Origin of the sequence: Chryseobacterium oleae, assembly GCF_900115055.1 — a bacterium.
Lineage (GTDB): Bacteria > Bacteroidota > Bacteroidia > Flavobacteriales > Weeksellaceae > Chryseobacterium > Chryseobacterium oleae.
In genome coordinates this window covers 138,484-153,563 of sequence record NZ_FOVD01000001.1, presented here as the reverse complement: position 1 = coordinate 153,563, position 15,080 = coordinate 138,484, and the positions used below count along the sequence as shown (strand labels likewise).

The 15,080-nt window shown below is 39.4% G+C and carries 11 protein-coding genes; 2 read left to right on the top strand and 9 right to left on the bottom strand.

Annotation, left to right across the window (positions count from 1 at the left end):
- The first annotated feature begins 84 nt into the window (after positions 1 to 84).
- Positions 85 to 2,715, top strand: a complete 2,631-nt coding sequence (gene cphA / locus BM143_RS00735) for a cyanophycin synthetase (RefSeq protein WP_090021892.1) — start codon at positions 85 to 87, stop codon at positions 2,713 to 2,715.
- A gap of 290 nt (positions 2,716 to 3,005) precedes the next feature.
- On the opposite strand, the gene BM143_RS00730 is transcribed toward cphA, so the two are convergent.
- The 9 genes from BM143_RS00730 to BM143_RS00690 all read right to left on the bottom strand — a co-directional run bounded on the left by BM143_RS00730 (position 3,006) and on the right by BM143_RS00690 (position 12,631).
- Positions 3,006 to 3,509: a MepB family protein gene (locus BM143_RS00730; protein WP_090021889.1), complete on the bottom strand. Its 504-nt coding sequence runs from the start codon at positions 3,507 to 3,509 to the stop codon at positions 3,006 to 3,008.
- A 93-nt stretch (positions 3,510 to 3,602) separates the two neighbouring features.
- Positions 3,603 to 4,784, bottom strand: coding sequence for an ATP-grasp domain-containing protein (locus tag BM143_RS00725; RefSeq protein ID WP_090021887.1), 1,182 nt, complete (start codon positions 4,782 to 4,784; stop codon positions 3,603 to 3,605).
- A gap of 183 nt (positions 4,785 to 4,967) precedes the next feature.
- A complete protein-coding gene (locus tag BM143_RS00720; RefSeq protein WP_090021884.1) occupies positions 4,968 to 5,801 on the bottom strand; it encodes a type 1 glutamine amidotransferase in 834 nt (277 codons plus the stop codon).
- A gap of 35 nt (positions 5,802 to 5,836) precedes the next feature.
- Entirely contained in the window at positions 5,837 to 6,955 is a 1,119-nt protein-coding gene (locus tag BM143_RS00715) for a carboxylate-amine ligase (RefSeq protein ID WP_034725324.1), read from the bottom strand.
- 30 nt (positions 6,956 to 6,985) lie between these two features.
- A complete protein-coding gene (locus tag BM143_RS00710; protein ID WP_090023846.1) occupies positions 6,986 to 7,939 on the bottom strand; it encodes an ATP-grasp domain-containing protein in 954 nt (317 codons plus the stop codon).
- A 59-nt stretch (positions 7,940 to 7,998) separates the two neighbouring features.
- Positions 7,999 to 8,712 carry an alpha/beta hydrolase-fold protein gene (locus BM143_RS00705; RefSeq protein ID WP_090021880.1) on the bottom strand — a complete coding sequence of 238 codons (714 nt, stop codon included), beginning with the start codon at positions 8,710 to 8,712 and terminating at the stop codon, positions 7,999 to 8,001.
- Positions 8,713 to 8,737: 25 nt separating this feature from the next.
- Complete coding sequence (locus BM143_RS00700) at positions 8,738 to 9,949, bottom strand: ATP-grasp domain-containing protein (protein WP_090021878.1); 1,212 nt, start codon at positions 9,947 to 9,949, stop codon at positions 8,738 to 8,740.
- A gap of 140 nt (positions 9,950 to 10,089) precedes the next feature.
- Positions 10,090 to 11,505: a leucyl aminopeptidase family protein gene (locus BM143_RS00695; RefSeq protein WP_090021875.1), complete on the bottom strand. Its 1,416-nt coding sequence runs from the start codon at positions 11,503 to 11,505 to the stop codon at positions 10,090 to 10,092.
- A 4-nt stretch (positions 11,506 to 11,509) separates the two neighbouring features.
- Positions 11,510 to 12,631: an alpha/beta hydrolase-fold protein gene (locus BM143_RS00690; protein WP_090021872.1), complete on the bottom strand. Its 1,122-nt coding sequence runs from the start codon at positions 12,629 to 12,631 to the stop codon at positions 11,510 to 11,512.
- A gap of 486 nt (positions 12,632 to 13,117) precedes the next feature.
- Between BM143_RS00690 and glgB the strand changes: the two genes are divergently transcribed.
- On the top strand, positions 13,118 to 15,064 hold the full coding sequence (glgB, locus tag BM143_RS00685) for a 1,4-alpha-glucan branching protein GlgB (protein WP_185116529.1): 1,947 nt from the start codon (positions 13,118 to 13,120) through the stop codon (positions 15,062 to 15,064).
- The last annotated feature ends 16 nt before the right edge of the window (positions 15,065 to 15,080 follow it).

The following is a 15,080-nucleotide window of genomic DNA, read 5'->3' as shown; positions in this document are numbered from 1 at the left end:
ATGTGGTATAGTTTCGTTTAGGGTTTTACATTATCTTTGATTTTTGAAGGAGTTATTGTTAACTGATAAAAATGCAAATAGATTATGAAAATTGAGAAGATACAGGCATTACGCGGCCCAAATATCTGGAGTATCAGAAGAAAGAAGCTGATACAGATGAGATTGGACCTTGAAGAAATGGAAAATTATCCTACCAACAAGATCGACGGATTCAGGGAAAGAATTCAAAAACTGATCCCGTCTCTCATCACTCACAGATGCTCAGAAGGAGTAGAGGGCGGATTTTTTCACCGGATAGAAACGGGAACCTGGATGGGACATGTCATTGAACATATCGCCCTGGAAATACAGACGCTGGCGGGTATGGATGTAGGTTTCGGAAGAACCCGTGAAACAAAATCGCCGGGAATATATAATGTGGTCTTTAATTATATTGAAGAGAATGCAGGGATTTATGCTGCTGAGGAAGCGGTAAAGATCGCAGAAGCTCTTATTGAAGACAAAGAATATGATATCCATGCCTGTATCCATAGATTAAAAGAAATCAGAGAACGTGTCCGTCTTGGTCCTTCTACGGGAAGTATTGTAGAGGAAGCGGTTTCCAGAAGGATTCCGTGGATCAGATTAGGAACAAACTCGCTTGTACAGCTTGGTTACGGTGTGAATCAGCAACGTTTTCAGGCTACCATTACCGGAAAAACAAGTTCTATCGCAGTAGATATTGCATGCAATAAAGAGTTGACCAAAAAAATGCTTCACGATGCAGCTATTCCGGTTCCTATCGGGGATCTGGTAGTGGATGAAGAAGGCTTAACGGATGTTATCAGAAAGATTGGCTATCCTATAGTTCTGAAACCATTGGACGGAAACCATGGAAAAGGGTCTTCCATCAATGTAAACGATTGGGAAGCTGCCAAAATAGGGTTGGAACATGCCCAGAAATATTCCAGAAAAGTAATTGTAGAGAAATATGTTACAGGCTATGACTTCAGGGTTTTAGTCATTAATAATAAAATGGTAGCTGCGGCAAGAAGAGTTCCTGCTCACGTTGTGGGTGATGGTGAACTGAATCTTCAGGAGCTGATTGATAAAGAAAACAGAGATCCGAGAAGAGGATATGGTCATGAAAATGTCCTTACCGAAATAGAAGTGGATAAAGATACTTCAGAACTTCTTGAAAAACTTCATTATACTCTTGAAACGGTTCCTCAGAAAGGAGAAATCGTGTATTTAAAGTCTACAGCCAATCTTTCTACGGGTGGAACATCTATAGACGTTACGGATATGGTACACCCGGAAAATATTACGATGGCCGAAAGAGTTTCCAAAATCATTGGCTTGGATGTCTGCGGTATCGATATTATGGCTGAAAACCTTACGCAACCCCTTAAAGAAAGCGGCGCTGCGATCATAGAAGTGAATGCTGCACCGGGATTCAGAATGCACTTAGCGCCAAGTGAAGGTCTTCCGAGAAACGTAGCGGCACCGGTGGTTGATATGCTTTATCCTCCGGGGAAACCTTTTACGATTCCAATTATTGCAGTAACAGGAACCAACGGAAAAACAACGACCACAAGACTGATCTCGCATATTGTAAAAAGCAACGGCTACAGAGTAGGCTTCACGACTTCTGACGGTATTTATATTCAGAATACGATGCTTACAAAAGGTGATACTACGGGACCGCTTTCTGCTGAATTTGTTTTAAAAGATCCGACAGTTGAATTTGCTGTTCTGGAAACGGCCAGAGGAGGAATTCTTCGTTCAGGCTTAGGGTTTTCACAGTGTGATATCGGGGTTTTAACCAATATTGAGGAAGATCATTTAGGAATGAATGATATCCACAATCTGAAGGACCTGACGAAAGTAAAAAGAGTCGTTCTGGACAGTGTAAAGAAAAACGGCTGGAGCGTTCTGAATGCAGACAACGAATATTCTATGAAGATCATCAATGATCTTGACAGCAAAGTTGCCATTTTCAGTATGGATGAAAATAATCCCCACATTGTAAAATTTGCGAAAGAAGGAAGAATTACCTGCATCTATGAAGAAGGTTTTGTAACGATTAAAAAAGGCGACTGGAAGATCAGAATTGGAAAGGCCAAAGACTTCCCGATCACGATGGAAGGAAAGGCTAGATTTATGATCGAAAATGTTCTGGCAGCTAGTTTAGCAAGTTATCTTTACGGTTTTGCCATTGAAGATATTTCCAATTCTCTGAGAACTTTTATTCCGAGTGCGCAGCTTACACCGGGAAGACTGAATGTTTTTAAATTCAAAAGCTTCAAGGTACTTATTGATTTTGCTCACAATCCTTCGGGGTATGAAGCGATCGAAGATTATCTTAAAAACGTAGAATCTACAAAGAAAATAGGTATTATTTCCGGAGTGGGTGACAGACGTGACAGCGATATCAGGGAGTGTGGAAAAATCGCCGGAAGAATGTTCGATTACATCATCATTAGAAATGAAAAACACCTTAGAGGAAGAACTGAAGAGGAAATCAATGGATTAATCATTGATGGAATTAATGAAGCAGGAAGAGATGTAAGCTATGAGATTATTCCAAAAGAGATTGAAGCTTTAAAACACGCCATGGGAATGGCTGAGGACGGAACTTTCATCACGGCTTTAAGTGACGTTATTTCAAACGCAATCGACCTTGTACAGGAATATCAGGCACGGGAGCTGCTGGAAGACGATAAAAATTCATAAAAATAAATAATCTATACATAAAACGGCTGAATTTTCAGCCGTTTTCTATTTTAAACAAAAGATCATATGATCTGCAAAATCTGTTCAATCTGCGAGAGTTTTTTTACGTAAAGTTTTATTAAATGTATGTTCTGCTTTATGTCATGCAAAGAAAACGACATAGCCACTGATGAAGCAGTATGGATAACGCTCGCTTAATTGAATCGATCCCGGATCGATTCCACCTTTGCAACCTTTAAAACTATGCGTTATTAATCTAAAACTTTGCGTCAAAAAACAGATCAATTATTTCATTCCAAATCAAACAATATTTTAACTTTTTGAAGATGCGCTTCTGAGTTTTGTGAAAGATCAAAAAAATACTCTGTCTGCCATTTTTGAGTCGCTTTTGCCTGTTTGCTTTCTGTAAGATCCCAGGTTGGATAGACTCTGATTCCTCTTTTTCCCATCTTTTTTCCGTGGGACAAAATTTGTTTTTCAACGAGTATTTCCTTCGGGAAGATAAAAATCCCTTTATGAGTATCATTGAAAGCAGAGATCAGATAGAAATCAAAGACATCATTTGAATCAAATGGAGCTGTTTCTCCCTTTTCATTTCGTTTCCAGATGGTTACAAACTGACCTGTTTTAGTAGGTGTTATTTTAGCTGTGCGGAATTTAATTTTTAAATCGCTGAGTGTAAAACCGCAACCGGAATAGTCTTTAGATTCAGTGTCTTCTTCTATATTTAAAAGCTTCAGTTCAAGAGGCTGGAAAATAAGTTCATCAACATTTTTAAGATTTATTGAGTACATTTTATTTTTCGCTGTTTCCGTGTTACAAAAATAGAAAATCCTCCTGAATTCAGAAGGATTTGTTGTATTAATCGGGATTTGATTTGTTTCTTATTAGTCTCCAAAAAACGCATTGGAACTCCCAATCCATATGGCATCTTTCTTATTAAAATCTACGTTCACCATAGCAGCTTTTGTCATTCTTCCTAGGTTTTCCAGTAGAACAGGACGTTCTTCATTCTCGTGCCAGATATAAAGAAGTCTTATTTCTGCTTTTGAAAACTCTCCGTTAATATCTTCGAAAATAGGTTCGTAGGTTACCTTTCTTTGTAAGATATAGTTCTCCTTGTCCTCAATAGCTTCTGTAATTTCTTTTGTAGGATTCAAATTCACACCGCTTCCGGCAAAGGAAAATAAAGGTTTCAGTACAAAGTGTTCTAAACTTTCATGCTCCGGGAATTCGTGAAGGAAATAACTTTTAGGAACAAACTGGTGCTTCAGCATCGGAAGAAGAAATTTGGAGATCTTAAAGAACCAGTTAGGATGCGTTACCCATTGTACATCAATATCTTCAAGGAAATCGAATCCGGCTTTTAAATCTGGAATTCTGTCGAGTTCATCAAAGATGACACGGTTGTAAATTCTTTTGATCTCAGTCAGTTTTCCATTGTTTTCGTAAAATAATTTTTTGCCTTCTTTTTTTACTTTTGTCAGGCACACTGTCTTTATGCCTAATAGTTTTTCCGTTAATGCAAAGTCTATTGCCGTCTTCTGTTTCTCTGGAAATATTTCAAGTAAAATAACATGTTCAGGGTGTTCGTCTCCTACAATAAGTTGCTTTAAATGATTCTTAAATTCCTCATTCGGCATTTTATTTTTGATCTCTGAGAGAAAAGGGTAGACCTCACAAAACGTTTCTTCAAAAGTTTTTTGAAAGGCATATAATGAAGGAAAAGCCTGCAGTTCGATCAACTGGGGTTCGATCTCGCCGTTTTCGCTCCGGCAGATCCCGAAATCTATCGTGAAAAAATGAGGCTGTTTGGTATCATTGGGAACCCTGCAGTTATCGGGAACAGCTTTAGAAAGGACTTCAGCAGGCAGTGCTTTGATCTGGTCAATAATGCTGTCGCTGGCGTCAAAAAGTTTGTTTTTAAATTCGTTAGGAAGAAAAATAGGACTTTCCGAAATTCTGAAGGCTGGTGCCATACCGCCTTTTTCCGTAAGAATGTCTTTAAGCTGATCGTATTTTTCCTGTGAAAACTCCTGGTTGAATTGTTTTCTGTATTGTGGGATCATATTTTTTCTTTGTGATTTGATTTTAAAAAATCGAGCATTTCTGCCCGATTTTTAGTTGTATTGTTGTTAATACAATATTTTATTAACGATGCTTCGACTCCGCTCAGCAAGACACCTCTAATACTGGCTGTTTTTCAGCATTGTCATGCTGAGCGGAGTCGAAGCATTTTTTGTATAAAAAGCTTAAACTAAAACTTCACTTCCCTTCAAAATGTTTTTTTTTGCAGACTGAAGGAATCTCGGTAAGATCTGGCTTCTGGTAAGGATAATCTTGTCTTCATCATCAATTCTGTCCACGGTTTCAAGATATTTCTCCATTCCGAAGTTCTCGATCATTGCCGTTTTATTTTTTTCGTCTTTCAGGTTTTCAATCATGCCTTTAGGATCAGCTTCCGGATGGAATTGGGTCCCGAATATTTCATCGGAGAAACGTACCGCCATTACCGCTCTTTCCAAATCGATATGGGGTCTCGATTTTTCAATAGCCATGATTTTCATACCCAATTCATCAAAACGGGTCATATCCGGTTCAATGAACTGATATGCTCTTGAATCTACGGCGTAGAAGGGATCCTGAAGGTTTTTGAACAAAAACTCCTGTTCTCCATCCTCTGTTTTGTGAACAGGCATTACCCCGAAAGAATAAGATCTTCTTTTGCAGATATTTCCCAGTTTCCAGTGGATGCTTGCCAGTTGGAATGAATGGCAGATCAGGAAAAGATATTTTTTATCTTCATTGTATTGGTTGTGCTCTAAGACAGAGTCCAAAAAAGCTGCATACCGGTCTTCCCATTCCAGACCTTCTCTGTGCGGATTTCCCGGGCCGCCTGAAGAAATAAAAATGTCAAAATCTTCGATGTTAGGCATTTCATTTTTAAACCTTACATCAAATGTTTCTATGATTACATTTTCTTCAGAGCTCTGCTGGAATGCTTCCGAAATCTCTTTAATATTTCTAAAGCCTTGATTCACATGATTGTTGTTCATGTCTATCAATGCGATTCGAATATCTTTCATACTACTTCATATTTTTTACAAAGTTACCGAAAATATTATGAAGCGGTTTCGCCATGTGTTATGCCATACTCTGTTTCTGAGATCATGTAGTCTACTACTTTGGTAAGATCGCCGGTCTCATTAAAGACTTTAAGCTGTCTGTCAGCTCCGGTTCCGTTTTCGAGAATAGTCCAGGCGTACTCAACTTCTTTTCTGCAGTCAAGATCATCGACAACGTCATCAATGAATTCAAGAAGCTCTTTCAATAGATGTGGATAAGGAACAGATTCTTCTTTCCCGAAATCGATCAGATGGGCTTCAATACCACTTTTGGAGGCTCTCCATTTGTTTTCGTTCAGTAATAATCTTCTGTAACTTCTGAAACTTAAATTCTGTTGATGAAGTTTATAGATTTTCGCCACTAAACTCTGCATAATGGCAGCCATACAAACCGTTTCCTCTATCCTTAAAGGCATATCACAGATTCTGAACTCAATGGTAGGGTAGAACGGGTGTACACGCAGATCCCACCAGATTTTCTTGGCATTATCAATGGTTCCCGTTTTTACAAGAAGTTCTACATAACTGTCGAACTCAGCCAATGAATTGAAATAGCTGGGAATACCCGTTCTTGGGAATTTTACAAAGATCTCCTGTCTGTAAGATTTAAAACCTGTATTTCTTCCGATCCAGAAAGGAGAGTTCGTAGAAAGCGCATACACGTGCGGCAGAAAATAACGCATCACATTCTGAATCCTTACGCCTTCTTCACGGTTGGGGATTCCGATATGAACGTGAAGTCCGAAAATCAGATTTCCGCGGGCCACATCACCCATATCGTCTACGATCTTGTTATAACGTTCACCGTTTGTGATCGTATTATGCTCCCAGTTTGAAAAAGGGTGAGTTCCGCCTCCGGCTACCCGAAGACCCTGTTCATGGGCTGTGTTGATCAAATGTCGTCTCAGATTGGTCAGTTCCGCTCTGGCTTCCTTGATATTCTGGCAGATGCCGGTTTCCATTTCAATCATGGATTCGTGCATCTCGTGTTTTAAATTTTCACTTAAAACCGCTTTTCCGCCCTCAATTATTTTCGAAACATGAGATATTAAGTCTCTGCTCTCAACATCAATGATCTGATATTCTTCCTCGATTCCAATAGTAAACTGATGCATTTTTTTTCGTGTTTTTTTATTTTTTAATGGTTATTTTACGGAGTCTTTTACAAAAGTACCCCAGGAGATATTAGGTTTCCCCGGAATGTATTCTTTTGCTTTTTCAATGGCCAGTTTGGCGGAATGTTCTACAATCCATGCAAAGTTTTCTTCACCTACCGAATTTTTATCAGCATCAGGAGCCGGATTACAGAAATCAATCGCATACGGAATTCCGTCTCTGATCGCAAATTCTACCGTATTGAAATCATAGCCCAGTGCTTCATTCATGGTAATCGTATAATCATGAATGGTTTTTAACAGTTTTTCCAGTTCTGCTCCTTTGGTCTGATGCGTGGTCGCATATCTCAGATGATGCGCATTACGCGGCTCATATGGCATAATGTGTACATATTTTTTGCCCAGGCAATACACCCTGTAATAATCGTCAAAGACAATTTCTTCCTGAACCATCATCACCAGCTGTTCCGTTTCGCTTAATTTGTTCCAAAGGTCATCAGGATTTTCCACTCTGTAGACACTTTTCCATCCACCACCGTCATGAGGTTTCATATAAGCAGGAAATCCTACATAATCGAAAATATATTCCCAGTCGTGAGGAAACTTCAGGTTTCTGAATGAAGTTTCTGAAGTATCCGTTGGCCTTTCGTGCGAAGGAAGAAGTACCGTCTTCGGAAGCGGAATTCCCAGTTTTGACATCAGTGCATTATTGAAAAATTTTTCATCTGCACTCCACCAGAATGGATTATTAATTACATAAGTTCCGTTAAGTGCAGCATTTTTTAAATACGCTCTGTAAAAAGGAACATCCTGCGAAATTCTGTCGATAATGACTGCATAGCCGTAATCAGCACCCTGTTCCAGTTTGTCGATATTAACCGGTTCAGCAATAATTTCGCCGCCGCCCAGTTCATTCACCTTGTCGATAAACGCCCAAGGAAACGTATCTTCCATACCGAATAGAATTCCCACTTTTTTTGCCATAATTTCTGTTTTTAAATTGGTGTATGTTTTATTTTTTATCTTCTTAAATGTACTGCTTTTTACGAAAAAAAAGTACTTATAAATGTTGGAAATACCATTCTCCATAACGGCCAGTCATGATTGATCCATTTTCTCTCATCATACCAGAAGTCGATGCCTTTTGAGCTTAGGATTTCGGCCATTTCAATATTTTTGTCCCTGCAGATGTCCTGGTCTGAAGTGCTTAGAACGATGTGCATATGTTTATATTTCCAGGCTTCGTCGTTCTTTACAAATTCTCTCGGACAGTTAAAATAAACCAGCTCATCCGAATATCCGTCCATGAAATTCCTGATGCTGAAAGCTCCCGAAAGACAGAAGAGATGGGAAACCACATCCGGAAACCGGAAAGCAAAATTAGCGGCATGGTACCCTCCGAAACTTGCTCCGGCTACTGCGACACGGTGTGTTTTGTGAATTTTCTGGATGTACGGGATGAATTCCTGGATCAGGAACTGCACATACAGCTCATAATTTTTGATCCTTTTCTGGGGTGAAATCTTTTCATCATAAAAACTCCAGCCATCGATGGTCTGAACATTATAAAGCTTTACCTTTCCCTGTTCTATAAACCAGTTGATGCTTCCGTTCAGATGGAAATCGTGATTTTGGGTATATTGCCCCTGAGAAGTAGGAAACATAATGATCGGATGTCCGTAATGTCCCGTCACTTCTACTTTAAGGTTTGTTCCTAATATATTGGAGTAATAATCTGTATGTTCTATATGCGGCATTGATAAATTTCTTTTGTTATGGTTTTTAGCTTGTCAGTTTGCTTTTCGGAGGGAGAATATTCAGCATTTCTGCCTGTATCTTTTCTGCAGCGCTGTCTAATCTTTCCTGTATGATATCCGGATCGGTGGATTTGTAAACAATTCCGACATGGTGGTCGATCGGAAGAAATTTGATGGCTTCTTCACTTTCAAAAGCGGTATAGTCCGGCTCTTTATCTTTGATCAGGGCGATAATCAGTCCTGAGTAGTAACCTGTAGGTTTTGAAGCCTGGTAGCTTTTTCCACGCAGCAGAGCATCTTCAATTTTGGCCCATTCTCGCCAGATATTAATATTGCTTGAGGCCTCTACCAAATCCGGAATATGTGCACCGCCCACTCTGGAAGAAGTTTCAAGGAAATACCATTTTCCATCTGCTTTTCCGCGGATAAATTCGGTATGGGTAGCTCCGTTCAGAAGTCCGAAGCTGGATAGAACTTTGGTATTGGCTTCATCAAGCGCTTTAAATTCTTCAGAATATCTTCCCAGTGTTTTTGATCTGAATACGCCGCCTTCGTGAGAAACCTGCATCGGCGGGGCCAGGTATTTTGAAGCAGAAGTAAATACAATTTCTTTATTAAAGGTCAGACTGTCTACATGGTATACATCACCAGGTTTAAAGCTTTCCAGCAAAAACAGGTGACGTTCTTCTCCCAATGTATTCAGTTCCGCCCAAAGTTCATCTTTGGAAGAAAACTTTTTAATCCCGGATGCAGAGGCTTCCGATCTTGGTTTTAAGACCCACGGAGCAGGAACTTTTTCTATAAAGCTGTTGACTTCGTCATTATTAAAAACAGCTGTAAATTCCGGAACACTGATTCCCGAATCTTTTGCCTTCTGGCGCATGGCCAGTTTATCTCTGAAATACCGGTGGGTAGTCTGTCCCATCCCGGGGATACGGAATGTTTCTCTGATCAACGCCGCCTTTTCTACATCATAGTCATCAAGTGCTACTACTGCATCTATTTTTCTGGTGGTCATGAGATGGGAAAATCCCTGAACCAGATGTTCCAGATTCCAGACGGACGGTCTTAATTCTGTCATATAAAATACCTCATCGATGGCGTGCCAGGGCCAGTTTTTTTCTTTAAGGCCCTCCGACGTTACCAAAATTACTTTGTTACCGAGCTTCTTCATTTCATCTATGAAATCATAGCCCTTGTAATAGCACGAAATACATACTATAATTTTCTCCTCCATATAATGTTTTTTAATTTTTAGTAAATTATCAAAAATAAAAGCAATTTTTTATTGATTAATTAATGTTAAAAACATGAATTAGCTGCGTTTTTGAGAATGTACAATCAAGTGTACAGAGAAATTTTGAAAAAAACTAATTTTTAGTGATAATTTTCAATTAAATCGGCTAGCAGTTGCACTCCATAGCCGGTTGCAGCTTTTTCCTTTGCATATCCCGTACTTCCGAATGCTACGCCAGCAATATCCAGATGCGCCCATTTTGGGTGATTTTCTATAAACTGCTCCAGAAATTTAGCCGCTATAATGCAGTCGCCGATAGGTTTCATAGAGATGTTTTTAAGGTCCGCCACATCAGACTGGATGTCGTCTTTCCAGATGTCCCACAAAGGAAGGTTCCAGACTCTTTGGTTAGTGCTATCTCCGGTTTTTACCAGAAGATTCTTCAGGTCATCATTATTGGAGAACATCGCTCCGCAGGTATCTCCGAACATTCTCACAGAGCTTCCCGTTAACGTGGCAAGATCGATCAGGAAATCTGTTTTATAGTTTTTAGCCAGATAAGAAAGGCCGTCTGCCAGGATCATTCTTCCTTCGGCATCTGTATTCAGAACTTCGATGGTTTTTCCGTTGTAGGCTGTAATGACATCGCTCGGAAGAAAAGCCTTTTCAGAAATAGCATTGTCTGTAATAGGAAGCACCGCAATGATATTCACCGGAATCTTCATTTCAGCCGCGTATATTAAGGTTCCGATAACAGCCGTAGCACCGCCCATATCAGATTTCATATAGTGCATATTGTCTGGATTCTTTAGGGAAACTCCTCCGGTATCAAACAGAACGCATTTTCCTACGAGACCAAATGTTTTGGCATTTTTAACCGTTGTTTTATACTCTATAATCGTAAAAGCAGCATCATATGCACTTCCCTGATTCACCGACAGATAAGCGCCAAGTCCCAGTTCCTCACATTTTTTTCTGTTGAAAACGGTGTATTTTAATTCATGTTTCTTGGCTAAATTTTTAAGATACAGACTTAGCATATCCGGTTTCTTAAGATTGGCAGGTTTATTCAGCCATTCCTGACAGGCAGTTTGTCCGTTAGCCAAAGCTTCGGCTTTTGAACCTATAGCATCTAATTTTTTCTGACTGATATTTTCGAAATGGATCTCAAATTTGGGATTCCAGCAGGCATGTTTTTTATCAAAAGGATAAGTGTATGTTCCGAAAAGCAATCCTTTTATAAATTCTTCAAACTGTTTTTCTTTCAGGAAATCTGCTACCAAAAGAGTAGGAGCAGACTGAAGCTTGTCTTTTTGTGTTTGGGAAAATTTAACGGCTACCTGCTGAACTTCGAAATTCTGTAAGGTAGATTTTCCTAAGCCAATCAGATAAGTAATGCTTTCGTCGTCAGTGTGGATAAAAACCTCATTTTTCTTTCCGGTGAAAAAAGAAGCGACATTTTTATTGTAATTTTTACTGGATTTTGTCCATTCTTCCTCGGTGAAAAGTTGAAAAATCTGGGTGTATTTTTTATTTTTTTTGTTGATTAATTTCATAAACTTAATTTTTAATGCTTTGTTGTTGTGGTTTTACTTCTACCGGGTTTTCCGTGTTGTCATAGAACAGCCATTCAATGGCTCGCGGAAACTCCTGTGACCAGTAAAATTCGCTGTGGGTTCCTTCCGGATTGATGCTTGTCCTGAATTCAAAATCAAAAAGATTTTTCTTTTCCCAGCGTTTTAAATATTCTTCGAAAACATGAATTCTCTTCACCATTTTAGAACCTTCCTGGCCACCGCCGTAGAGATAAATTTTTGTTTTAAACGGAACCCTGAAGCTCATCATTGGGAAATTATTATTAGGTTCTACCCAAAGTGAAGGGGAGAAGATCAGCAGTTTGGAATACACTTCCGGATAAAGGAATCCGCTGTAAATACTGATCAGTGCTCCTAAAGAACTGCCTCCGATTCCGGTATTGTCCCGGTCTTTTTTAGTACGGTAATGTTCGTCCACAAAAGGTTTTAATGTATCGGTAATGAAACGGATGTACTTTTTTCCTTCTGAACCGTTGGCCACATTGTCGTTGTCAAAAATATATTCCTTGATACGCTCTTCGCTGCCGTGTTCTATAGCGATGATAATGACGTCGCCACGGCCGTATTCCGCAAGGATAGACAGTTTTTTGTCGATTTCCCAGTTTCCGTAGCCGCTTCCTTCGTTGAAAAGATTTTGAGCGTCCTGTAGATAAAGTACCGGATAGCTTTTATCAGCTACATAATAATCATACGGCAATACAGCCCAGACTTTACGGTAACGTTCCAGCTGCGGAATGTAGAATTCCTCGGAAATAACTTCTGCGATCGGGAAAAATTCTTTTTTGAAAGGACCCCAGTTGAGCCTCCACTTTTCAATGCTATCAGATGTTTTCCCTTTTGCTTTATCAGCCTTCCGGTTGGGGGTGATATTTCCGTACTTATCGAGTTCTACATTTTCCCATCCGCCTTTGGTGAATTTGTATTCCACGGTATCGGGAAGAATTTCATTGTCGATTTCTATGAAATAATTGTGTGAATCCAGCTGTTTAAGCTGATAACTGTAGTCTCTCGGGTTCCAGTTATTGAAATTTCCGGTGATGTACACCGTTCTGTCATCGCTTTCTTCTGTATAAAGTTCAAACCTCATCCTATGTGTTTAATATAAATTGGAAGCTAAATTTATAAAAAAGATTGTTTTAAAATCATAAAAAAATGAATGTAAAAAATAATATATTTGATCAATGTGCTGAAAAGTTTCAAGATTACGGGGTGCGGGGTATGGGTTTGAGAGTCTGGGAGTTTTTGGGTTTGAGAGTGGGATATATGGTGTTAAGATGTTGGAGTGTAGAGTTGCTAGTTCGTAGTAAATAGATTGATTGTGTCCAAATGATGTTTCTAAATCTTTACAACTTAAAACTCACCATTAGTATTTTCTACCTCAATTTCAGCCTTAACCTAAAAGTCTCATATCTGAAATCTGACATCTTGATTCCTGGTTCTTGACTCTTGGCTCTACAATAAGTGGTATCTTATTCCAAACTCTGTTAACATAATAATAAATTGACTAATTATTAACCTTTATTGCAGGGAATTTTCGTAGTTTCAGACAAAAATAAAGTAAGACCATATCTTGATGAATTCTGTTAAATCCTATACGCTGTTCACGGACCATGATGTCTACCTTTTCAAAGAAGGAAGGCATTATAAGCTGTATGGGAAATTTGGAGCACACTCTGTGGAAAAAGACGGTGTAAAAGGCGTCTACTTTTCGGTTTGGGCTCCCTATGCCAAAAAAGTTTCCGTCATAGGAAATTTCAACAACTGGAATCATAAAGATCATATTCTGTTCCCGAGATGGGACGGCTCCGGAATTTGGGAAGGTTTTATTGCCGGACTTACCTGGGGTACTTTATACAAATATGCTATAGAAACAGCCAGAGGTGAAATTCTGGAGAAAAGTGATCCTTACGCTTTAAGCTGGGAGCAGAATCTGCAGGCGGCATCGTTGGTTTCCACCACCTGGTATGAGTGGAGTGATGAAGACTGGATGAAAAAGCGCTGGAAGAATAACAGTCTGGACGCACCTATATCTGTTTACGAACTTCATCTGGGTTCCTGGGTTAGACAGGGAGAAGCTCCGGATCAATATTTAAACTATCGTGATATTGCTAAAAAGCTGGTTCCTTATGCCAAGGAAATGGGTTTTACGCACGTAGAATTCATGCCGGTTATGGAATATCCTTATGACCCGAGTTGGGGATATCAGATCACAGGTTTTTTTGCTGCTACTTCACGTTTCGGTTCTCCGCAGGATCTGATGTTTCTGATTGACGAACTTCATAAAAATGATATCGGGGTTATTCTGGATTGGGTACCTTCCCATTTTCCGGGTGATGCCAATGGACTTCACCGTTTCGACGGTTCTTATCTTTATGAGCATGAAGATCCGAGGAAAGGTTTTCATCCCGACTGGAAGTCGTATATTTTCAATTACGGCAGAAATGAGGTTAAATCTTTTCTGATTTCCAATGCCATGTTCTGGCTGGAACGGTATCATGCCGACGGACTTCGTGTAGATGCGGTGACCTCAATGCTTCATCTCGATTATTCAAGGAATGAAGGCGAGTGGGAGCCTAATATAGAAGGCGGAAATGTAAATCTTGAAGCCAAAGCTTTCCTGCAGGAATTCAATACGGCGGTTTATAAAGAATTTGGAGACAGCATCATGACGATAGCTGAAGAAAGTTCAGATTTTCCTTTGCTTACAAAACCTGTTCATGACGGTGGTGTAGGTTTTGGAATGAAATGGATGATGGGATGGATGCATGATACGCTGGATTATTTTAAAGAAGCTCCGGAAAACAGGAAGTACCATCATCATAAAATCACTTTTGCCTCCGTGTATATGTATAATGAAAATTATATGATGCCGCTGTCACATGACGAAGTGGTTCATGGGAAGGCAAGTCTCATCTATAAAATGCCGGGCGACGAATGGCAGAAATTTGCCAATCTCCGTGCGCTTTACGTGTATATGTATACCCATCCGGGAGCTAAGCTTCTGTTTATGGGTGATGAATTTGCACAAACCGGTGAATGGAATTTCACCCGCAGTCTGGACTGGCATTTGCTGGAATATCCTGTTCATAAAGGAATGCAGACACTTATAAAAGATCTTAATCATCTTTATCGTGATGAAACCGCTTTTTATGAGAATCAGTTTAATAAAAACGGGTTTGAATGGGTAGAAGCGGATGATCTGGAGAATTCGGTGTATGTATATCTGAGAAAAGGGAAAAGAAGAGATGATGTTCTGATGGTTGTTTTAAATCTTACACCCCAGGTTTTTGAGTATACAATAGGAGTGGGCGCAGGAACTCATTGGGAAGTTGTTCTTAATTCTGATGACCACAGATACAGCGGAAGCGGGACGGAAGCTGAAATTCTGAATGAAAAATATGAAGAATGGATGCGCCATCCGAAATCTATCACCTTAAAACTGCCGCCATTGGCCGGAATTATTTTAAGACAGAAAAAAGATAAAAAGTATAAATTACACAGAATAAAACATAAGAAATAAAGAATGATGATGTTGG